22 protein-coding genes are annotated in these 22,532 nt (G+C 28.5%); 19 read left to right on the forward strand and 3 right to left on the reverse strand.

The features are described 5' to 3' along the window. The 4 genes from Q1J78_RS05195 to Q1J78_RS05210 all read left to right on the forward strand — a co-directional run. On the forward strand, positions 1 to 207 hold a 207-nt coding region (locus Q1J78_RS05195; RefSeq protein ID WP_300277303.1), incomplete at its 5' end, for a GrpB family protein. Positions 208 to 892: 685 nt separating this feature from the next. Beyond that, a complete protein-coding gene (locus tag Q1J78_RS05200; protein ID WP_300277306.1) occupies positions 893 to 1,861 on the forward strand; it encodes a nucleoside hydrolase in 969 nt (322 codons plus the stop codon). Next, complete coding sequence (locus Q1J78_RS05205; RefSeq protein WP_300277309.1) at positions 1,861 to 2,421, forward strand: ECF transporter S component; 561 nt, start codon at positions 1,861 to 1,863, stop codon at positions 2,419 to 2,421. Before Q1J78_RS05200 ends, Q1J78_RS05205 begins: the two co-directional genes overlap by 1 nt. A 33-nt stretch (positions 2,422 to 2,454) precedes the next feature. Further along, positions 2,455 to 3,147, forward strand: a complete 693-nt coding sequence (locus Q1J78_RS05210) for a radical SAM protein (RefSeq protein ID WP_300277312.1) — start codon at positions 2,455 to 2,457, stop codon at positions 3,145 to 3,147. Positions 3,148 to 3,310: 163 nt separating this feature from the next. Here the strand turns inward: Q1J78_RS05210 and Q1J78_RS05215 are convergent, their stop codons facing one another. Genes Q1J78_RS05215 through Q1J78_RS05225 form a run of 3 tightly spaced genes read right to left on the reverse strand, consistent with a single transcriptional unit; the run spans position 3,311 to position 6,928 of the window. After that, positions 3,311 to 4,474 (reverse strand): DUF4125 family protein, encoded by a 1,164-nt coding sequence (locus tag Q1J78_RS05215; protein ID WP_300277315.1) that lies wholly within the window; start codon positions 4,472 to 4,474, stop codon positions 3,311 to 3,313. Between the two features lie 26 nt (positions 4,475 to 4,500). Continuing rightward, positions 4,501 to 6,366: a DUF4037 domain-containing protein gene (locus tag Q1J78_RS05220; protein ID WP_300277318.1), complete on the reverse strand. Its 1,866-nt coding sequence runs from the start codon at positions 6,364 to 6,366 to the stop codon at positions 4,501 to 4,503. Positions 6,367 to 6,385: 19 nt separating this feature from the next. After that, entirely contained in the window at positions 6,386 to 6,928 is a 543-nt protein-coding gene (locus tag Q1J78_RS05225; RefSeq protein WP_300277321.1) for a BMC domain-containing protein, read from the reverse strand. Between the two features lie 470 nt (positions 6,929 to 7,398). On the opposite strand from Q1J78_RS05225, the gene Q1J78_RS05230 reads away from it, so the two are divergent. The 15 genes from Q1J78_RS05230 to Q1J78_RS05300 all read left to right on the forward strand — a co-directional run bounded on the left by Q1J78_RS05230 (position 7,399) and on the right by Q1J78_RS05300 (position 22,471). Beyond that, complete coding sequence (locus tag Q1J78_RS05230) at positions 7,399 to 9,963, forward strand: glycyl radical protein (protein ID WP_300277324.1); 2,565 nt, start codon at positions 7,399 to 7,401, stop codon at positions 9,961 to 9,963. Between the two features lie 48 nt (positions 9,964 to 10,011). After that, positions 10,012 to 10,929: a glycyl-radical enzyme activating protein gene (locus Q1J78_RS05235; RefSeq protein ID WP_300277327.1), complete on the forward strand. Its 918-nt coding sequence runs from the start codon at positions 10,012 to 10,014 to the stop codon at positions 10,927 to 10,929. A gap of 12 nt (positions 10,930 to 10,941) precedes the next feature. Then, positions 10,942 to 11,739 (forward strand): propanediol utilization microcompartment protein PduB, encoded by a 798-nt coding sequence (gene pduB, locus Q1J78_RS05240; RefSeq protein ID WP_300277330.1) that lies wholly within the window; start codon positions 10,942 to 10,944, stop codon positions 11,737 to 11,739. 91 nt (positions 11,740 to 11,830) lie between these two features. After that, the gene (locus Q1J78_RS05245; RefSeq protein ID WP_300277333.1) at positions 11,831 to 12,109 is read left to right on the forward strand and encodes a BMC domain-containing protein; all 279 of its coding nucleotides are present in this window, start codon (positions 11,831 to 11,833) and stop codon (positions 12,107 to 12,109) included. Between the two features lie 92 nt (positions 12,110 to 12,201). Beyond that, positions 12,202 to 12,762 carry a hypothetical protein gene (locus tag Q1J78_RS05250; RefSeq protein ID WP_300277336.1) on the forward strand — a complete coding sequence of 187 codons (561 nt, stop codon included), beginning with the start codon at positions 12,202 to 12,204 and terminating at the stop codon, positions 12,760 to 12,762. Beyond that, positions 12,763 to 13,422 (forward strand): BMC domain-containing protein, encoded by a 660-nt coding sequence (locus tag Q1J78_RS05255; protein ID WP_300277339.1) that lies wholly within the window; start codon positions 12,763 to 12,765, stop codon positions 13,420 to 13,422. Between the two features lie 18 nt (positions 13,423 to 13,440). Then, positions 13,441 to 13,704, forward strand: a complete 264-nt coding sequence (locus Q1J78_RS05260; RefSeq protein WP_300277342.1) for a EutN/CcmL family microcompartment protein — start codon at positions 13,441 to 13,443, stop codon at positions 13,702 to 13,704. Between the two features lie 10 nt (positions 13,705 to 13,714). Then, positions 13,715 to 15,034, forward strand: coding sequence for an aldehyde dehydrogenase (locus Q1J78_RS05265; protein ID WP_300277345.1), 1,320 nt, complete (start codon positions 13,715 to 13,717; stop codon positions 15,032 to 15,034). Positions 15,035 to 15,061: 27 nt separating this feature from the next. Then, on the forward strand, positions 15,062 to 16,183 hold the full coding sequence (locus Q1J78_RS05270; RefSeq protein WP_300277348.1) for a 1-propanol dehydrogenase PduQ: 1,122 nt from the start codon (positions 15,062 to 15,064) through the stop codon (positions 16,181 to 16,183). Positions 16,184 to 16,283: 100 nt separating this feature from the next. Continuing rightward, on the forward strand, positions 16,284 to 17,606 hold the full coding sequence (locus Q1J78_RS05275; RefSeq protein WP_300277351.1) for a PocR ligand-binding domain-containing protein: 1,323 nt from the start codon (positions 16,284 to 16,286) through the stop codon (positions 17,604 to 17,606). Continuing rightward, complete coding sequence (locus Q1J78_RS05280; protein WP_300277353.1) at positions 17,599 to 18,591, forward strand: response regulator; 993 nt, start codon at positions 17,599 to 17,601, stop codon at positions 18,589 to 18,591. Before Q1J78_RS05275 ends, Q1J78_RS05280 begins: the two co-directional genes overlap by 8 nt. Positions 18,592 to 18,623: 32 nt before the next feature. Next, positions 18,624 to 19,490, forward strand: coding sequence for a DUF7973 family transport facilitator (locus Q1J78_RS05285; RefSeq protein ID WP_300277356.1), 867 nt, complete (start codon positions 18,624 to 18,626; stop codon positions 19,488 to 19,490). Between the two features lie 101 nt (positions 19,491 to 19,591). Then, the gene (locus Q1J78_RS05290) at positions 19,592 to 20,227 is read left to right on the forward strand and encodes a phosphate propanoyltransferase (RefSeq protein ID WP_300277358.1); all 636 of its coding nucleotides are present in this window, start codon (positions 19,592 to 19,594) and stop codon (positions 20,225 to 20,227) included. A 17-nt stretch (positions 20,228 to 20,244) separates the two neighbouring features. Continuing rightward, positions 20,245 to 21,054, forward strand: coding sequence for an ethanolamine utilization protein EutJ (gene eutJ / locus Q1J78_RS05295; protein ID WP_300277360.1), 810 nt, complete (start codon positions 20,245 to 20,247; stop codon positions 21,052 to 21,054). A 13-nt stretch (positions 21,055 to 21,067) separates the two neighbouring features. Then, entirely contained in the window at positions 21,068 to 22,471 is a 1,404-nt protein-coding gene (locus Q1J78_RS05300; RefSeq protein WP_300277363.1) for an aldehyde dehydrogenase family protein, read from the forward strand. Positions 22,472 to 22,532 lie beyond the last annotated feature (61 nt).

Genomic DNA, 22,532 nt, shown 5'->3' on the forward strand with positions numbered 1-22,532 from the left:
CATATATATGTATGTAATAAAGATAACGAAGAACTATATCGCCATATTACTTTTAGAGATTATCTTAGAAATAATAAGAAAGAAAGAGATACATATAGTGAAATAAAAAAGAAAATGGCACTAAAATATCCTAATGATATTGATTCTTATATTGAAGAAAAGACAACTGTAATTTTAGACATATATAAGAAATGTGGGTTAGAATAATTAAATTCAAATTTAGCAGTTAGATTTTATGAACAATTTTAATATAATATAAGCTAAAAATAGGATATCTCAAATAGAGATATCCTATTTTTAGTATTAATATACTATATATGTATAGTATATTGAAATTAAGCTTTTTTAATATTTATTAAAATTTACTCTTGATAAAAAAAATCCCTCTTTTTTTATTTTATTTTTGAAAACTGGCAGAAGAAAAAAATTAAGTATTTTGGGCATTTTTTTAAGCTTTTCTGACATTTTCTGCCAATCTTCTGACATCTTCTGACAATTGTTAAAAAATACAAAGAAAAAATAGGTCTAAACAAGAATGTTGAAAAATCAACCTTTCAATACCCTTGAAATAAATACAAAAAGAATATATAATATAAAAAGTAGAAAAAAAGCAGTCAGAAAGTTGTGGATAAACTGTGGATAAAATAATTCTTCTGCGGATTCTTCTGACAATTGCTAAAATTTGATTCTACAAAGAGCTTTAAAACCTTTAAATTCCAACGTTTCAAAAAAATAAAATAAGGAATGTTGGGGCTTGTTCGAGAACTCCAAGCATAAAAAACTAAGGATTTTATATAGTGGCAGTATATAAAGTTGTATCCTTTGATATGGCTTTTTTTGTTGCAAAAAAGTCGTATAGTTCTCCTTTGCAATAATAAAAGGAGGTATTTATATGAAAAGAAAAGTAATAATTGATTGTGATCCAGGGATAGATGATTCACTAGCACTTATGTTAGCATTAAAGTCAGAAGAATTAGATGTACTTGGAATAACAGTTTGTAGTGGAAATGTACCAGCAAAAATTGGTGCAAAAAATGCAATTAAGGTATTGGATATCTGTGATAGAAAGGATATTCCGGTATACATAGGTGAAGAAGTACCACTTGTCAGAGAACTTATTACTGCACAAGATACTCATGGAGATGATGGTGTTGGTGATAACAATTATCCTGATATAGAAGGTGTAGAACCTAAAAATGGTGGAGTAGAATTTATAGTAAATACATTAAAAAATGAAAAAGATGTATCTATTATAGCTCTTGCACCTCTTACAAATATAGCAAAGGCATTAAAATTAGATAAAGATGCATTTGCCAATATAGATGAATTTGTTACAATGGGTGGAAACTTTAAATCTAATGGAAACTGTTCTCCAGTAGCCGAATTTAATTATTGGGTAGACCCACATGCAGCAGATTATGTTTATAAAAATATGCCGGTTAAAATACATATGATTGGATTAGATGTAACTAGAAAAATAGTTCTAACACCAAACATATTGGAATTTATGAGTAGACTAGGCAATGAAAAAATGTACAATTTTATAAAAGAAATAACAAGATTCTATATAGATTTCCATTGGAAACAAGAGGGAATAATAGGTTGTGTGATAAATGATCCACTTGCTATAGCTTATTTTATGGATAGAAGCATTTGTAGTGGAAAAGAGTATTTTGTAGAAATTGAAGAAGAAGGAAAAGCTATTGGAATGACAATAGTAGATGAATTTGATTTTTATAAAAAAGAAAAAAATGCTCTTGTATTAACTGAAGTAGATGCAGAAAAAACTATGAAAATGTTTATGAACAAAATATTTATTAATAATGAAGAATTAATAGAAGCTATGGGAGGGAATTTATAATGAATAAAAGTAACTTTGATACTAGAAAATTAACTCTTATGGCATTTGGAGTAGCTTTAAACATAATAGGAGCATTTATAGCACTTTCACTTAGACTACCAATATATATGGATTCAATAGGAACAATAATGGTTGCTATATTACTTGGTCCAAAATATGCTGTTATTACAGGTGTTTGTGGAAGTTTAATAAGTGGAACATTTGACGTATATTCTTTATACTATGCACCAGTTCAAATTTCTACAGGTTTAATAGCAGGATTAGTAGCTAAAAAAGGACTTTTAAAAGGAATAAAAACACCATTAGGAGTTTTATGTTTTGCTATACCTACATCTATAATAAGTGCGATAATTACTGTGGTTTTATTTAATGGTATAACATCATCAGGTTCTTCTTATATAGTTCAAATATTAAGTGGACTTGGTGTAAATAAAGTTTTATCGGCATTTATTGTTCAAGTAGTTACTGATTATGCAGATAAGTTAGTAGCTGTAGGATTAGTATCGTTAGGTATAAATGCAATGCCAAAAAAAGTTGTGGCTTCATTTTGCAAAAGATAAGATAAATTATAAAAGATTAAGTGAGGGAAAATGATGGATAGATATAGTACGATAACTGAAAAAAATCCTAGAGAAATAGTGCTATTAAAAGCATTTCCTTGCATATGGGGAAAATGTCTTTTTTGTGATTATATAGATGATAATTCAAAAAATGAAGATGAAATGAATCAGACAAATTTTGAAGTATTAGAAAATATAACTGGTGAATTTGGAGTTTTAGAGGTTATAAATTCAGGAAGTTGTTTTGAAATACCTAAAAAAACTCTAGAAAAAATTAGAGATATAGTACTAGATAAAAATATAAAAACACTTTGGTTTGAAAGTCATTGGTGTTATAAAAATAAACTTGAAGAAATGAAAGAATTTTTCAAAGGAGTAGAGTTGAAATTTAAAATAGGTGTTGAAACTTTTGATAATGAATTTAGAAATGGATATCTAAATAAATGTGCAAAGTTCAATAGTTATGAAGATGTTAGAAAATATTTTGATTCTCCATGTCTACTTGTTGGAATGAAAGGTCAGACAAAAGAGATGATAAAAAGGGATATTGAAATAGTAGAGAACTATTTTGAAAGAGGAACAATAAATATTTTTGTAAATAATACAACACCTGTAAAAAGAGATGATGAGCTTGTAAAGTGGTATTGTGAGAATTATAAGTATTTAGATGATAATCCAAATATAGAGGTTCTTTATAATAATACAGACTTTGGAGTTGGTGACTAAAATATAAGGGCTGTCTTGATAAGAAAATGATTTTATAAGATAAAGATTTAGAATACTTTATTTTTAAACTTCATTTAATTTCAAGATAGCCCTTTTTATAATTTATCATGTAAAATTTCAAACTAAATATAAATATTTTAAAGATATTTGTAAAAATTATTTACTATATATTTTTTTCAAATAATTCAATAGTTTTATTAGCTACAAAACAATCTTGCTCTACAGAACCTCCACTAATACCAAGAGAGCCTATAATTTTTCCACATTTGGATTTTATAGGAATTCCTCCTCCTAAGAAACAGTAATTCAAATTTCCGTTGGAAAAATTATTTAAATTTTTAAGTTCTTCATTTTTAGAAAGAGAAAAAGTATCAGATTTAAAATCAATTGCAGTTAATGCTTTTGCTTGAGAAATATTTATACTACAATCAAGAGAATCATCCATTTTTTTAAAAAGTATCAGATTTGATGAAGCATCCAAAATACTAATAACAACATTTAAATTAATTGATTTTGCAACATCTAAAGCAAAACTAGATATCATCTCAGCTAATTCTAAATTTAAAGAGAAAACTCTTCTTAAAGAATGATTTTTTGAAAAATCTCTTTTATCTTGATTTAAAACATTTGAACTGATAGCAGAAGTTTTATCAAAAGAGCAACTTATCTTGGATTTATTATTTAAATCTCCATTAGAATAATGTGTTGCTAAATTAGAATTAAATCCAGTTTTAGTGTGTAAGTTTTTTCTATCAAAATTATTTAATAAATTAAGATAAATTTTAACTGGATTTTTATTACCTGATAAATCTTTTAAAAATTGAGAAAGTATTTTAAATAATGTTTCTTCTGAATAAGAAAGAAGTTCTCCTCTCATATAGGTCTCTACTGAAGTAGACTCTTTTGTATTGTATTTTTTGTATAAAATTCTATTTTTATTATCAATGTTAGAAGATAATAAATCTTCCTCCCATTTCATATAAATAAGCATTATAGAGTCAACTAAACTAGCTTTTTTTTCACTAACATTAGGCAATAAATGTTCTATTTTTTTAAAATAGTCATAGTCTGTTTCTTTCATCATATATCCATATTTTTGTGTAACTATATTTATATTTTTAGATTCTTTATCTTTTAAATCATCTAAATAAGAGTTTAGTACATTTTCATCAAACATATTCCAATATGCAGATCTAGATGCGAAGAAATTTCCTTTTTCATCTTGACAAGTAGAACGCGAACCAATATTTTTAGTATTTGTGAACATTTTCCATTCAATTAAAACTATTTGCTTTATTAAAGATTCATTTTTTGATATATTTTCCATAATAAAAATATCTCCTTTCAAAAATTTTATTCAATCCAGCTATCTTCATCTCTAAGAGACTTATCAGAAATTAGCTTTCTAACTTCTTCGGCTTGATATGTTAAAAAATCAATTTTTGAATTACTGTAACCAAGTCTATTTAGCTCATAAACAACAGTAGAGCAAATATCTTCTATTATTTTTGTTTTATCATATATTGAAGAATTAGAAAGTTTTCTTAATTTATCTTTTGTGAAATCTCCTAAAATAGGAAGAGTAGATGCACTTTTATAAGCCCATTTGTAAAATGGCATATATTTTCTATTCAAAAGATGTACTAAATTTAAATAATGATTTACAAATTCAGCTTGAGCTATATTTGAAGCTACAATATCATCTCTTTTAAGCATCCTATTATAATTATATTGTCCTGATTGTGCCATTTTATTTAATTGAAATGCTATCTTTTTTAATCTTATATCTTCTGGATAAAATTCTAAAAGTCTATTTCTAATTTTTGAAAATTCTCCTAAATTATCCATAAAAACTTTTCCATTTGTAGCTACACATAAAAGATCCATAGGAACTTTTCTATATTCATAAATGGTTCTTGGACCATTTTCAAAAAGAGTATAGTATTTATAAAAATCAGAAATAGAAATTATTTCTAAATTCATATTTTCTACTATATTTTTAATTAAATTATTTTCAGTAATAAGCTTTTCTTTTAAAGAGGATAAAAAAATTTTAAAAACTTTGTTCAAATTCTCTTGATATAAATTATAATCATCTTTATTTAAAAATAATTGACATCTAGATGAAAAATCATGGTCTTCTGATGTGCTGTCATCAAATCCTAAACATTCAGAACCAGTACCCACAAGAGCAAAGCATGATCTATTATATAAATTTGGAAACATTTCTTTTAAAAATTCACTACTATATTTAAAAATAAATTCTGCTCTTTCAAGTCCGTTCAATCTATTTTTTTTACTTGAATGATTAGAAGAGTTAAAAAATAAATTAGAACTATTAAAATCAAAAGAATTATTAACTACACTAGAATCATCAGTAGAAATATAATTTGATTCTAAAGCATTAGTGTTATCTTCTATTGTATTTATGAAATCTTCGACAAATTTGATATTATTAAGTACTGATAAATAAGATTCACTATTTTCTCCATAACAATTTTTAACAATATCTAAAGATTTTTTGTAAAGAGAAAGAGATTCTTTATATTCTTTATTTGAAAATTTATAATCAGCTAAATTATTTAATACAGAAGCATATAAAGGATGGTTAGCCCCAGTTTCTTTTAATAAGATTTTTTCTGCCTTTAATAAATTATCTAAAGAAGAATTTTTATTTAAAAGTTTCTGTATCTCATATAAATTATTGTAACTAATAGCCAAAGGAACTTTCATTTTATCATTATCTTCTAATAAACGAATTGCTTCTAATTGAAGTTTTTCAGCATTAAAATAATCTTTTGTTTCTTTATAAAAAAGAGAAAAATTATTTAAAAATCCAATATAAGAATATGATTTATCTGAAAGTGAATCAAAAATTTCTTTTGCTTTTAAAAAACATTTTTCTGAATTGAAATAATCTTTTTTCTCTCTATATAAATTAGCTAAATTCATAATGGAAGTGGCATATGCTTTTTTATCTTTGATATGATAATTTTCAAATATAGAGATAGCTTCTTTCAAAGATAATTCAGCTTCTTCAAATTCACCTAAATTTCTAAGACATCCTCCATAATCATTTAAAAGTTCGATTAATTTTAATTTATTATTTTCTAACTTACAAATATTTATTCCCTCAAGAAGAAGAGGTTTCATATCTTTTTCTTTTCCTTGTCTCCATAAAGAATGTACTTCTTTCATTAAATTATCTAAATTTTTCATTTTAAAGCTCCTTTTTCATTTAAAAGATAAATAATTTTTTAAAATCATCTACAGGATTTGATATTATTTGACTTGAAATTATATCATCAGATTTAATTTCAGACTTTATAGAATTTATAGCAGATTCTAAGTTTGAAACAGATCCTACAAAATAAATAACGCCTTTTCCAAATAGACCAAGTCCAATATCTAGTTTTAATATTTTAGATGAAGAAGATTTTAATATAATATCAGCAGCTTTTATAATATTTACAGAATTTCTAAGTTCTAAAATACCTAAATCAGAAAAATTTTTTATTTTATTGCATTTGGATAAAATATCAATACACTCTTTACAAACCCCACAAGCAGAAGTAAATAAAATCTTTTCAGAGTTATCCTTATATTCCTCTAAGATATTTTTTACATCTGAAGTATCAGCTGAAAAAATAAATAAAAGTCTTCCTGGACATATTTTTTGAATTTTTATTACAGAAATATTAAATTGCTTCATTATATAATCAATATTTTTATATCCTTTAGCAATACTTGGAAATTCAAATATTCCAACAGAAAAATCCAATATAAACTCCTCCTTTCTTAAGTAGATATAAATATGCAAGTTAATTATATTTTAAATGTAAAATTCAAATCAATCTAAAAAGGAATAAAGTTTTATTACTACAGTTTATAGGATAAAATTTTACAAATTGAAAAATGTGAAAAATACAGACTAATAACATGAATTTTCTGATAATTTTTTTAAAAAAAGAATATCAAGTTAAATTATTTATGTTATTTTGATAATTTAAATCTAAAATAGTTAAATCATATAAAAAATACAGAATAACGTTTTAGAATGTTAAAAAAATAATAAAATCTTAATATTACAATTATAGAGATTGTATTGTGTTAACGAAACTATTAGTAAAATTGTTAAAGTATAAGAGGAAAAGGCATTGCAAATAAATAACGACAGATAAACTATATCTTTAAATAGTCGTTAATATAAATTTATGCTTTAAATTTTTATTTAATTTAGGAGGTTCACTTATGTTAGAAAAAGGGTTTAGCAAACCAACTGAGAGAATTGAAAAATTAAGACAGGTCATAATTGATGCAGTTCCTCAGGTTGAATCAGAAAGAGCTTGTTTAGTAACAGAATCTTATAAAGAAACTGAAGGATTACCTACAGTTATAAGAAGAGCAAAAGCAGTTGAAAAAATATTCAATGAATTACCAGTAACAATAAGAGATAATGAGTTAATAGTAGGATCTATAACTATAAATCCTAGATCAACAGAAATATGCCCAGAATTCTCTTATGATTGGGTTGAAAAAGAATTTAAAACTATGCACAACAGAATGGCAGACCCATTTGAAATATCTGATAAAGTGCAAACAGAATTACATGAAGCATTTAAATACTGGGATGGTAAAACAACTAGCGCACTAGCTGATTCTTACATGTCTCCTGAAACAAAAGATTGTATATCAAACGGAGTATTTACAGTAGGTAACTACTTCTATGGTGGTGTAGGTCACGTTAATGTTGACTATGGAAAAATACTTAAAAAAGGGTTCAGAGGAATATTAGAAGAAACAATAGCTACTATGAATAACTTAGATCCAGATGACCCAGAAACTATAAAAAAACGTCAATTTTATAATGCAGTTATAATATCTTATAACGCAGCTATAAAATTTGCTCATAGATATGCAGATAAAGCTAGAGAATTAGCAGCAGTTGAATCAAATCCAGTTAGAAAAGCAGAACTTACTCAAATAGCTGCAAACTGTGATAGAGTTCCAGAATATGGTGCAAGAAACTTCTATGAAGCTTGTCAGTCATTCTGGTTTATACAGATAATGGTTCAAATAGAATCAAATGGACATTCAATATCTCCAGGTAGATTTGACCAGTATATGTATCCATATTTAAAAAATGATAATATAAGCAAAGAATTTGCTCAGGAATTAGTAGACTGTATATGGGTTAAATTAAATGATGTAAATAAAACTAGAGATGAAGTTTCAGCTCAAGCATTTGCAGGATATGCAGTATTCCAGAACCTTTGTGTAGGTGGACAAGATGAAGATGGAAAAGATGCAACAAATGATGTTTCTTATATGTGTATGGAAGCAGTAGCACATGTTAAATTACCTGCTCCATCTTTCTCAGTTCGTGTACATCAAAATTCTCCAATGGAATTTTTATATAGAGCTTGTGAAGTTTCAAGATTAGGATATGGTGTTCCAGCATTTTATAATGATGAAGTTATAATACTTGCATTAGTTTCAAGAGGAGTTGCTCTTAGAGATGCTAGAGATTACTGCATAATAGGTTGTGTTGAACCTCAGGCAGGACATAGAACAGAAGGATGGCATGATGCTGCATTCTTCAATATAGCAAAAGTTCTTGAAATAACATTAAATAATGGTAGATGCAATGGAGAACAGCTTGGACCAAAAACTGGTGAATTAGAAGAATTAGACAGTATAGAAAAAATATTTGAAGCATATCAAAAACAGATGGAATACTTTGTAAGACATCTAGCAGAAGCAGACAATGCAGTAGACTATGCACATGCAGAAAGAGCTCCACTTCCATTTATGTCAGCAATGGTAGATGATTGTATAAAAGAAGGAAAAACAGCTCAAGAAGGTGGAGCAATTTATAACTTCACAGGACCACAAGCATTTGGTGTAGCTGATTCTGGAGATTCTTTATACGCTATTAAAAAACATGTATTTGATGATAAAAAAATATCTCTTAAAGAATTAAAAGAAGCATTAGAATCAAACTTTGGTGTTTCTGATTGTATAAAACCATCAGGATGCAAAGAACCATCAATATCTGGTGCTAGTTTATCTGAAGCAGAAATATACGAAGCAGTTAAAAAAATATTAGCAAGTACAGGTTCAATAGATATAGCTACTCTTGAAGATAAATTAACTGAAAAAATAGCTACTCCATCTTGCCAGAGTGCTACTTGCTGTGGAGAATCAACAGGTAAATTTACAACAATAAGAAAAATACTTCAAAATACTGATAGTTTTGGTAATGATATAGAAGAAGTTGATGAATTTGCAAGAAGATGTGGAAAAATCTATTGTAATGAAGTAGATAAATATGTAAATCCAAGAGGAGGACAATTCCAAGCTGGTATATACCCAGTTTCAGCTAACGTATTATTTGGTAAAGATGTTTTAGCATTACCAGATGGTAGATTAGCTCATGAACCACTAGCAGATGGTGTTTCTCCAAGACAAGGTGTTGATACTCATGGACCAACAGCTGCATCAAATTCAGTTGCAAAACTAGACCATGCTCAAGCATCAAATGGAACACTTTACAACCAGAAATTTACTCCAGCAGCTGTATCTGGTGAACAAGGACTTAAAAACTTTGTATCAATAGTTAAAAGTTTCTTTGACCATAAAGGAAGCCATGTTCAGTTCAATGTTGTAGATAAAGAAACATTACTAGAAGCTCAGCAACATCCAGAAGAACATCAGGACTTAATAGTTAGAGTTGCAGGATACAGTGCTCATTTCGTAACTTTAGCTAAAGAAGTTCAGGACGATATAATAAACAGAACAGAACATAATATGTAAAAATTAAAATAAAAAAAGTTTAAATAAATTTAAAGGGAGTTAGATTATATGGAATCTGTTAATTACAGTGCCAAAGGAGTGGTATTTGACATACAAAGATACTCTATTCACGATGGACCTGGTATCAGAACAATCGTCTTCCTAAAAGGTTGTCCCCTGAGATGTAAGTGGTGTTCAAACCCTGAATCTCAGGAGTACAAACCGGATCTATTATTTAGAAAAGGGCTTTGTATAGGATGCGGAAGTTGTATAACTGCATGTAAAGCAAAGGCTATAGATCCTAAAAATAAATATTGGGTAGATAGGACAAAATGTATATCATGTGGTGAATGTGCCCTAGTTTGCCCTTCAGGAGCTTTATCTATGAAGGGAAAACAAATGACAGTTGAGGAAGTAATTAAAGAAGTAAAAAAAGATGAAACTCAATACTATAGATCTAATGGGGGCGTTACTCTATCAGGTGGTGAAGCACTTACTCAACCTAAATTTGCAAAAGAAATTTTTAAAGCTTGTAAAGCTAAAGGTTGGCATACAGCTATAGAAACAGAAGGATTTGTAAATGAAGATGTAATTAGAGATGTTGTTCCATATATAGATTTAGTTCTACTTGATATAAAAAGTATTGACCCTAATGCACATAAAAAATTTACAGGTGTAGACAATAGTATAATTTTAAAAGCAGCTAGGGCTATACAGGAGATTACCCATACGATTATTAGAGTACCAGTTATACCTGGATTCAATGCGAATGAAGATGAAATAAGAAGGATTGCAGAGTTTGCAGGATCTCTTCCAAATGTTAAAGAATTACATTTACTTGGATACCATAATTATGGTGAAGGGAAATATGAATTATTAGGAAGAGAGTATGAACTTAAAGGTGTGTCAAAATTAAAAGACGAAGAACTTGAAAAATATAAAAAAATTGTAGAAAGCTACGGCTTAGAATGTAAAATCGGTGGATAATGGGAGGTAACCATGGATAAAGAATTATTAGAAAAAGTAATGGGCCAAGTTTCTGAAGAACTAGGATTTAATACTGAAAGCAAATGTGAACATAAATGTGAAGAAAAAAAATCAGCTTGTTGTTGTGAAGGAGTAACAGAATTTGTAGGAACTTCTGATGGAGATACAATAGGTCTTGTTATAGCTAGTGTAGATCCACTTCTTACAGAAACTATGGGACTTGGAAAATTTAGATCAATAGGTATAATCGGTGGTAGAACTGGCGCTGGACCACAGATAATGGCAGTAGATGATGCTGTTAAAGCGACTAATACTGAAATAATATCTATAGAATTACCAAGAGATACTAAAGGTGGAGCAGGACATGGTTCTTTAATATACATAGGAGCTGATGATGTTTCTGATGCTAGAAGAGCAGTAGAAATAGCTTTAGAATCATTACCAAAATATTTTGGAGATGTTTACGGAAATGAAGCAGGACATCTTGAATTCCAATATACAGCTAGAGCTAGTTATTGTTTAGAAAAAGCATTTGGAACTCCTTTAGGAAAATCATTTGGTATGGTTTGTGCAGGACCAGCAGCAATAGGAACAGTTCTTGCAGATACAGCAGTAAAGGCAGCTAATGTAGATGTTGTAGCATATAGTTCTCCTGCAAAAGGAACTAGCTATTCAAACGAAGTAATATTAACATTTACAGGAGATTCAGGTGCAGTTAGACAGGCTGTAAGAGCAGCAAGAGAAGTTGGTATAAAATTATTAGGTGCATTAGGTGATCATCCAGAATCATCTACAGTACCATATATATAAAATTTAATCTAAATAATAATATATAAAAAGATTAATAAATATAAAAATATAAAATTTAAAATATTAGTAAATTAAGTTTTGGAGGTAAATTATGAACTCAGATGCATTAGGAATGGTTGAAACTAAAGGATTAGTAGGAGCAATAGAAGCAGCAGACTCAATGGTAAAGGCAGCTAATGTTAATTTAGTAGGATATGAAAAAATAGGTTCAGGATTAGTAACAGTAATGGTAAGAGGAGATGTAGGTGCAGTAAAAGCAGCTGTAGATGCAGGAGCAGCTTCTGCAAAAGCAGTTGGAGAAGTAGTATCTACTCATGTAATACCAAGACCTCACACTGATACAGAAAGAATAATACCACATTTTGAATAAGATAAATCAAATTGAAGTATAAATCAATCTAAAAGTAAGAAGATCATCTCCGTATTTTACGGAGATGGATTTTCTTATAATTGGAGGCAAAAATGTCAGTAGATGAAAAAAATTTTAATGAAGTTTTAAGGAAGATAATAAAACAAGTTTTAATTGAGCAAGAAAAAATATCTTCTGAAAAAAATCTTCTAAAAAAGGAAAATAGTATTTATATAGCAATCGATGAAAAATGGGATAATAAATATTATCTTTTTTTTGAAGAATTGAAAAAATTAAATCCTCAAAATATAGAAATACTTTTTTTAGGAGAAAAAGATAATGAAATAAAAGAAAAATTTAAAGAATTAAATATATGCTATAAAATTTTAAAAATAGATGAATTTAAAATAAATACAAATGAAGATATTGTTATATTCCCTGTAATATCTAGAAAAGATATTATAGATATAGCATCTTGTACAGATAAAACACCTGTTACAAAAGTTGTGAGAGTTTGCTTTGAATCAGGTGTTAAAATCTATTTTATGAAATATGGAATAGAAAAATTAACTGGAAAAGAGCCTGATAAATACAAAAAGAAAGTACTAGCATATTATAAAGAAGTTTTAGAATTTAATATAGAAATGATAGACGATATAAGGACGGTGATATAAATGGGTAAATCACTAGGAACTATTGAAGTAGTGGGCTTGTCATCGGCTATCGTTATAGCTGATACGATGGCAAAAACAGCTAATATAGATATAAATGATCTTGAAATAACAAAAGGATTCGGATTTGTAACAGTTAAAATCTTTGGAGATGTAGGTGCTGTTAAAGCTGCAATATCTGCTGGTAAAACAATGGCAATTCAGTCTGGAAGTTATGTTGCATCAAATGTAATAGCAAGACCAAACCAAGAGATTGAAAAAAAGATTTTATCATTTAGAGATAAAAAAGATAATAAGGTTGAAAAAGATAATAATAAATCAACTATTAAAGAAGATAAAAAAGAAAAAGATAGTGAAACTGTAAATGATTTGTATAATAAAAAAGATAGTGAATTAGACAATAAAGAAGAATTAGAAAAAAATATAGACAATAGTAAAGAAACAATTGAAGAATCAAAAAAAGAAGAAGAAATAATTGTTGAAGAAAATAAGATTAAATTAGAAGAAAATAAGTCTGATAAAGAAGCTTATAAAGAATCAGTTATAGAAAATAAATCTTCAGAAAAAAAAGAAGAAACAAAGACTTCAACTTCTAAGAATAAAAAGAAAAAGAATAATAAGTCTGATAAAGTGACAAAAGAAAGCAATAAAGATAATAAATAGCTAAATAGGAGGTTTCTGATGTATATAGCAAAAGTAGTTGGAAATGTAGTTGCAACAAAGAAAAATGATACTCTACTAGGTTCTAAATTAATGATAGTACAACCTGTAAATTCATCTCTAGAAAATGATGGACAAGAAGAGGTTGCTGCAGATTTTGTTGGAGCTGGAATAGGCGAGTATGTGTTAGTTGGATCAGGATCCTCTGTAAGAGTAGAAGAAGAAAGAAAAAGATCGACTATAGATTTGGCAATAATCGGAATAATTGATGATGTAGTCAGATAAAGGAGATATTATGAAAAATCAAAAAGGAGTATTTTCTAACGTAAATGATGCGATATACGCTGCAACAAGCTCCTTTAATCTATACTCTAAACTAAGTTTGAGAGATAAAGAAGAAGTAATAAGAGAATTAAGAAAAAAACTTGTAGATTATATTGACTTGCTTGCAGAAATGTCACTGAAAGAAACCTGTATGGGAAATTTAGAAGACAAGAAATTAAAAATAAAATTAGCTATAGAAGAAACTCCAGGTACAGAAATTTTGATGAGTGAAATAAGACATGGAGATGGAGGATTTACTCTATTTGAATATACTCCATACGGTATAGCTTGTGCAATACAACCGAGTACTAATCCATGCGAAACCATGATAAATAATATAATAGGTCTTTTAGCTGCTGGAAATACTGTTATAAATTGTCCACATCCAAGGGCAATGATGGTATCTAAATTTTTGACAGATATAATAAACACTATAATATCAAATTTGACAGGAATTGATAATGTTGTAGTTACATTAGATGAATGTAAATTAGCATATATAAAAGAAATAATGAATCATCCAGATGTAGATTTAGTAGTTTCTACAGGTGGTTCTGATAATGCTAGAAGTGCTATATCTTGTGGTAAAAAAGTTATTGCTGCTGGTCCCGCAAACCCTACATTTATAGTAGATGAAACGGCAGATATAAAAAGAGCAGCAGATTGCATATCAAGAGGAGCATCTTTTGATAATAATATAATGTGCATAACAGAAAAAAATATTGTAGTAGTAGATGAAGTTTGTGAAAAATTAGAAATAGAGCTGAAAAAAAATGGAGTTTTTTATGTAAAGAGTATATCCGATATGCTTAAATTATCAAAACTTTTACTTACAGAAGATATGAAGCCAAATAAATTATATGGTGGAAAAGATGCAAATATTATACTTAAAGAGGCTGGAATAAAAGTAGATAAGGATTATAAATTAATAGCAGTTGAAACTGTGAAGATTCATCCTTTTGTTACAGAAGAAATGTTAATGCCTATAGTAAGTATAGTTAGAGCAAAAGATTTTGATGAAGCACTTGAAATTGCAGTAGAGGTTGAACAGGGACATAGACATACATCTGGAATACATTCAAATAGAATGGATAGACTTAGAATAGCAGAAAGAAAATTAAAAACTAGTATATTTATAAAAAATGGATGCTCACTTGATGGAATAGGAATATGTGGAGTAGGAGGAACTAGTTTTACTATAGCTAATATAACAGGAGAAGGAGCTGTTACAGCTAGAGATTTTTCAAGGAAAAGAAGATGTGTAACAGTAGATACATTGACAATAGTATAAATATATTGCGGGAATTGAGGAATAAATATGAATATAATTAGTCAAACAACTAAAATTTATTCTGGTGAAAATTCAATAGAATCTTTAAATAAAATTAAAAATTCTAAAATACTTGTTATATCAGATGGATTTTTAGTTAAAAACAAAATGATAAATATGGTTCTCGACAATTTAGATAATTCAAATACAATAGTAGTATTTGATGAAGTCAAACCAGATCCACCACTTAGTGTAGTGTCAAAAGCTATGGCAAAAATGATAAAAATAAATGCAGATTATATAATCGGATTTGGTGGTGGTTCTGCAATAGATACAGCTAAAGGAACTATATATTTTTTAAAAGAAGCTGGTAAACTAAAAAAAGATTTAGAATTTATAGCAATTCCAACTACTAGTGGTACAGGTTCTGAAGTTACAAACGTAGCAGTAGTGACAGATGAACAAAGTAGTATAAAACATGCTTTGGTATCAAATGAAATACTACCGACAATAGCTATATTAGATCCTAAAACTACTGAATCTCTACCAGCATCCATTGTAGCAAATACAGGAATGGATGTATTCACACATGCTCTAGAGGCATATGTAGCAAAAGGAGCAAATGATTATTCGGATGCTTTAGCTGAAAAATCAGGAGAATTAGTAGTTAAATATCTATTAAAAGCATATACAGATGCAAATGATAAATTAGCAAAAGAAAAAATGCATATGGCATCTAATCTAGCAGGAAATGCTTTTAATGTAGCAGGTCTTGGAGTAAATCATTCAATAGCTCATCAGCTTGGAGGAATGTACCATATAGCACATGGACTTGCAAATGCTATATTACTTTGCGAGGTTATAGATTTTAATTCCAAAGATTTAAATGTAAAAGAAAAATACGTTGAATATTCAAAAAAAATCGGATTGTCAGATAAAAATGATTGTGATGCAAATGCTATCTATAAATTAAAGTTATTTATAAAAACTATAATGTCTAATATGAATTTACCTGATCGTATATCTAAAATAGATAATATAGATTTAAGTAAATGGGAACTTGAAAAATATATAATGATGGCAAATGCTACTAAAGACAGATGTTTGGTAGGTAATCCAAAAAATATTAAAGATAAAGATATACTTGAAATATTAGAAAAAATCTATTAAGTTATAATATGTATAAATAAATAAAAATTAAATCAAAAATAAGTAATTAATTAATTTTTTGTATTAATTATTTTATATGATTTAAAAAAGGAGAATTAAGATGACTACTAATAGTAAATCTTTCAATATTTCAATAAACGAAAAATATCTTGAAGGCAAGGATAATTTTGATATTATATCTATATTTGGGAAAAAGAATTTAGATGAAATTCAGAGAATAATTTCTGATGTTACAGGTCTTGCATTTGTGACAGTTGATTATAGGGGGGAACCTGTATCAGAACCCACAAAATTTTCAAATTTTTGTAGAAAGATGAGAACAGACAAAAATAGACGGACACTTTGTAAATTATCAGATGCGTCTGGATCTATAATAGCAGCTACAACAAAGCAAACAAGCATATATTTTTGCCCATGTGGATTATTAGAAGTTGCAATACCTATAATAATAAATGATAAATATTTAGGTGGATTTATAGGTGGACAGGTAAAATGTATAGATGCACCAGATTCTGTTATGAGACTTAGTAAAAATATGATTCCTGGTGGAGCTAATATACCCGATACAGAAATAAGAGCAGATAAAGTAAAAGATGTTGATATTACAGATTTAAAAGAATACTCATATAAAGAAATTGTTTCTATAGCAAAACTTGTAGAACTTATAGTAAATCAACTAACTAAACAGGAACTTATTTCTGGGCATAATCAGAAAAAAAATCTAAATAGAATTAGTGAATTAGAAGATAAATTAAAAAGACTTGAATACCAAAATAATTCCCTTAAAGAAAAGGTTAACAATTTAAAAAGAAATGAAAATTTATTCTTTATGAGAAATATATTCAATATGATATCAAATCTTGCTGTGATAGAAGATGCCTCAAAAACAAATGGAGCTATAATGAAATATTTAGAATGTATTGAATCTACAAAAGATGTAGAAAAAGATAATACTATTAGGAATGAGATTAAAAAAGTTGAAAAATTTATAGAGCTTAATAGAATTAGATATTCTGATAGATTAGATTATAATATAAATTTTGAAAAGGATGTTTTAGATATAAAGATTCCGTATTCTTTGATACTACCATTTGTATACGCAAGCATATATTATACATTGAATACAGAAGATATAGGTCTTTTAATAGATGTTAAGATAGTAAAAGTTGATAATGATATAGAAATTATCATATCAGACAATGGAACAGGTAAAGCTATAACAGAATTAGAAAAGGCTTATGAAATGTATGGTGAAAATCATGAAGGAAATGAGATAATACAATCTTTAGTTGATGCACAAAAGTTTATGATCGATACATTTGGAACAGATTACAGAATAAATACTGAAAGGATCAAAGGAAAAGGAAGTAAGGTATACATTAAGTATCCTATAAACTTTGATGAAGGTTTTGATTATGTATAAAATACTTGTAGTAGATGATGATAAATTAATGAGAATGGCTATGGAGAAAATGATTTCATCAGTAGAAGGATTTGAAGTAGACTATATAGCTAAAAATGGAAAAGAAGCTGTTGATATTTGCAAAAATAACAATATAGATATAGTTTTTATGGATATAATGATGCCAATTATGAATGGTATCGATGCAACAAAGGAAATCCTTTCTATAAATCCAAAAGTCGATATATATATTGTCAGCAGCTACCACAATTTTGAAATGGCACAATCTGCTATAAATAGCAAAATAAAACAATATGTTGTAAAGCCGGCAGATCCTAATTTGATAAAAGAGATTTTATATAGTTACAAAGATAATAAATATGAAAAAGAAAGTAAACTTTCTACCAAAATTTTTAATGCTATAAGTGAAAGAGATTTTATAAAACTCCATGATAAAATAAGTGATTTCACAAATGATATATTTGAAATAAGTGAAGGTCAAGAAATAAAGGAAGTTTTAAAAGAGGTTTATAGTAAGGTTTTTCTTTCTGTTTTTCCAGAAAAAGTACAATCTATGGATGTTATATATAAAAAATTTCCTGTATCAGATAAAGCTTTATCGGATAAAAAAGTTTTATCTATATGGATGTTTAGGCTAATGGATTATATATTTATGGAAATAAGTTCAAATAGATATGCTATTTTAAAAGATGTATTTAGATATATTGATGAAAAAATAGGAGAAGATATTTCTTTAAAAGACATAGTCAGAGACTGTAATATAAGCCAAGGTTACTTAAGTAGGATATTTAAAAAAGAATTAAATACGACAATAATGAATTATATACATCTTAAAAAAATAAATATGGCAAAAGAATACTTATGTATGACTGGCAAAAGTGGTGCAGAAATATCTTTTGATGTCGGATACAATGAATTTAGCTACTTTTGTAAGGTCTTTAAAAAGTATGAGGGACTTACCGTTTCAGAATATAGAAATATGTAAATAGTTCATAGTCGCTAAATAAGGAGATAAAAATGGACTTAACTTTATTATGTGCAGCCTTTGGTGGAGGAATAATAGGAGCAGCTTTTGGAGCTATTCCAGCATTTATTATAACAGGGATTCTTGCTATAGGAGGAGGAATAGTTGCTATGGCAGGAATTCCAGAATTAACAGTTGGGAATATAACATTTGGAGTATTTTGGGGACCACATATTGCATTTACAGGAGCTGCAGCTGCAACTGCTGTAGCAGCACTTAAAAGAAAAAAAATAGAATCTTCAGGAGATGTTTTAACACCTCTTTATAAAACTAAAGATCTACCAACAATTCTTTCAGGGGGATTATTTGCTATAGTTGGATTTTTATTCTACACATTATTTACAACTAAGCTATCATTTTTACAGACAGATGCTCCAGGAGCGTCAGTATTTTGTACATTAATGGTGTGTAGATTAATAATAGGTAAAAGTGGTCCTATAGGTTCATTAAAAGAAAAAAGAGATTGGATTCCTAAAAAAGAATCTGGTGTACTTGTGGATATGGTATTAGGAGCTGCTTTTGGTTTGGCAATTGGTGGAGCAGGATATATAATGAATACCTTAGGAATATCAAAAGAAGCTATGGCATCTTATCCAGTAGTATGTTTTGGAATTAGTGCAGCATCACTTATATTCCTTCAAACTGGATTCGATATACCTATAACTCATCATATATCATTCCCAGCTGCATTAGCTTATGTATTATCAGGGAATATACTTGTTGCTGTTTTAGTAGGTGCAATAAATGCAGTTGCTTGGCATTTTGCTGGAAATATAATAAATACAAATGCAGATACATATATAGATCCACCAGCCACAGTAATAATGATATCAGTAGCATTAATAAATCTGATATTCTAGTTTTAGCTGGTAAATAAAAATTCAAAAAATAAAATAGACGAAATATTCTGAATTGGACAGATAAAAAATGTTCGAAAAATACAATGAAAACGAGGGATATTATGAAACAAGAAGAATTAATAAGTTTAATATGTAAAAAAGTAGTAGAAAAATTAAATGATGTAGAAGCATATAAAATCCCAATCGGTGTTTCAAATAGACATGTTCATCTGTCAAGAGAGCACTATGAAATTCTCTTTGGTAAAAATACAGTTCTTACCAAAAAAGTGGATTTGAAACAGCCCGATCAGTTTGCAGCAAATGAAACTGTAACAATAAGAGGGCCTAAAGGAGAATTTAAAAAAGTTAGAATACTAGGTCCATTTAGAGATAAATCTCAGGTAGAAATATCTGTTACAGACTCATTTAGATTAGGTGTAAAACCTATGATAAAAGAATCTGGACAATTAGATGGAACTCCTGGAATAGAAATAATAGGTCCAGAGGGATCAGTTAAATTAGAAAATGGGACTATAGTTGCATTAAGACATATACATATGACAAATGAAGATGCAAAAAGAATGGGTGTAAAAGATGGACAGTTAGTAGATGTACAACTTTTTGGCCCAAGAAAAGCGACACTTTCTAATGTTTTAGTTAGAGTATCTGATAAATATAAATTAGAAATGCATTTAGATATGGACGAAGCAAACTCTGCTTTAATAAAAAATAATGATATAGCAATACTTAAAAAATAAATTTACTGGAGGTAGTTATGTATAAAAACAGTATTCTTGATGAATTAGATGAATTGATAAAGTCGCCAAAAAAAGTTGAATATAAATCTCCTCTTAGATGTGGAGTAGATCTTGGAACTGCTAATATAGTTGTTGCAGTTGTAGATGCAGATGGAAAACCAGTAGCTGGAATAGTCAATGAATCAAAAGTTGTAAGAGATGGAATAGTAGTTGACTATGTTGGAGCTATACAAAATCTAAAAAAAATGAAAGCAGAACTAGAAAATCAACTCGGTGTTGAACTTATCAATGCGGCTACTGCGATACCACCAGGAATACTTGTTAAAAATGCTAAAGGAATAGTCAGTGTAGTAGAAGGTGCTGGCTTTGAAGTAACAAATGTAGTAGACGAACCAACAGCAGCAGCCACAGTAATAGGAATAGAAAATGGAGCAGTAGTCGATATAGGTGGTGGTACAACTGGTATCAGCGTCTTAGAAAACAAAGAAGTGATTTATACAGCAGATGAGCCAACAGGTGGTACTCACATGACTCTTGCTGTAGCAGGACATTATGGTGTAAATAAAGCTGAAGCAGAAATAATGAAAAAAGATAAAAAACATCAATCAGATATTTTTGCAATTGTAAAACCAGTTGTAGAAAAAATGTCTACTATAGTAAAAGGATTTTTAGAAAATCATCCAACAGATACGGTTTATGTTGTTGGAGGAGCAAGTTTATTTGATGAATTTGAAGAAACTTTTAATAAAGTAACAGGTGTTGAATGTATAAAAGCTGAAAAAGCACTTTTAGTAACACCATATGGAATAGCACTTAACTGTAAGTAATGGAGGAAATAAAATGGAATTAGATTTAATACAAGAAATGATAAAACAGGTACTTGATGAAATAAAAACAGAAGGAATAGAAGTTTCTACTAATGAATACGAATATGGAGTATTTGACAGCATGGCAGAAGCTATAGATGCAAGTGAAAAAGCACAAAGAGAACTTTTTGAATGCTCAGTTCAGCAAAGAGATAAATTTGTAGATGCTATAAGAGCAGAAGTTCTAAAAAAAGAAAATCTAGAAATGATATCTCAAGATGCAGTTGAAGAAACAAAAATAGGTAGAGTAGAAGATAAAATAATAAAAAATAGAGTAGCTGCTGAAAACACTCCAGGTACAGAAGATTTAAAAACAAGAGCGATAACAGGTGAAGATGGACTTACAATAGAAGAATATTGTCCATTTGGAGTTATAGGTTCTATAACACCAACTACTAACCCTACAGAAACATTAATAAACAATTCAATATCTATGATAGCTGGAGGAAATACAGTAGTATTTAGTCCACATCCAAGAGCTAAAAAAGTTTCTATAAAACTTATAAAAATGATGAATAAAGCACTAGAAGAAGCTGGAGCTCCAAGAAACTTAATAACAATGGTAAAAGAACCATCAATAGAAAATACTCAGATAATGATGAACAGTCCAAAAGTAAGACTATTAGTTGCAACTGGTGGACCAGCAATAGTAAAACAGGTATTATCTGCGGGTAAAAAAGCTATAGGAGCAGGTGCTGGAAATCCTCCAGTAGTAGTTGATGAAACAGCAGATATAGAAAAAGCTGCAAAAGATATAGTATCAGGAGCTAGTTTTGACAACAATGTTCCTTGTATAGCAGAAAAAGAAGTTTTTGCAGTAGATTCTATAGTAGATCAGTTAGTATATCATATGAAGAAAAATGGAGCATATGAAATAACTTCTCCAGAAGTCATAGATCAGTTAGATAAAGCTGTTTCAAAAGAAAATGGAAAACCAAATCCAGCATTAGTTGGAAAATCAGCTAAAGAACTTCTTGCTCAGATAGGAATAACTGTAGGAGATGATATAAAACTTATAATAGCTAGAACAAATAAAAATCATCACCTAGTTACAGAAGAAATGTTAATGCCAATACTTCCTATAGTAAGTGTATCAGATGTAGATACTGCTATAGATTGGGCATATGAAGCAGAAGCTGGAAATAGACATACAGCTATAATGCATTCTAAAAATGTAGATAAACTTACAAAAATGGCTAAGAAATTAGAAGCTACTATATTTGTAAAAAATGCTCCTTCATATGCAGGAATAGGTGTTGGTGGAGAAGGTCATACTACATTTACAATAGCAGGACCAACAGGAGAAGGTATAACTTCTGCTAAGTCATTCTGTAGAATAAGAAGATGCGTTATGAGTGAAGCATTAAATATTAGATAGTATTATTTTAGAAAATTTTAGTGAATTAGAAAAGCTGCGTATTAATATACGTGGCTTTTTT

The organism is Peptacetobacter sp., from assembly GCF_029264495.1.
In the GTDB taxonomy this organism is placed as follows: Bacteria; Bacillota; Clostridia; order Peptostreptococcales; family Peptostreptococcaceae; genus Peptacetobacter.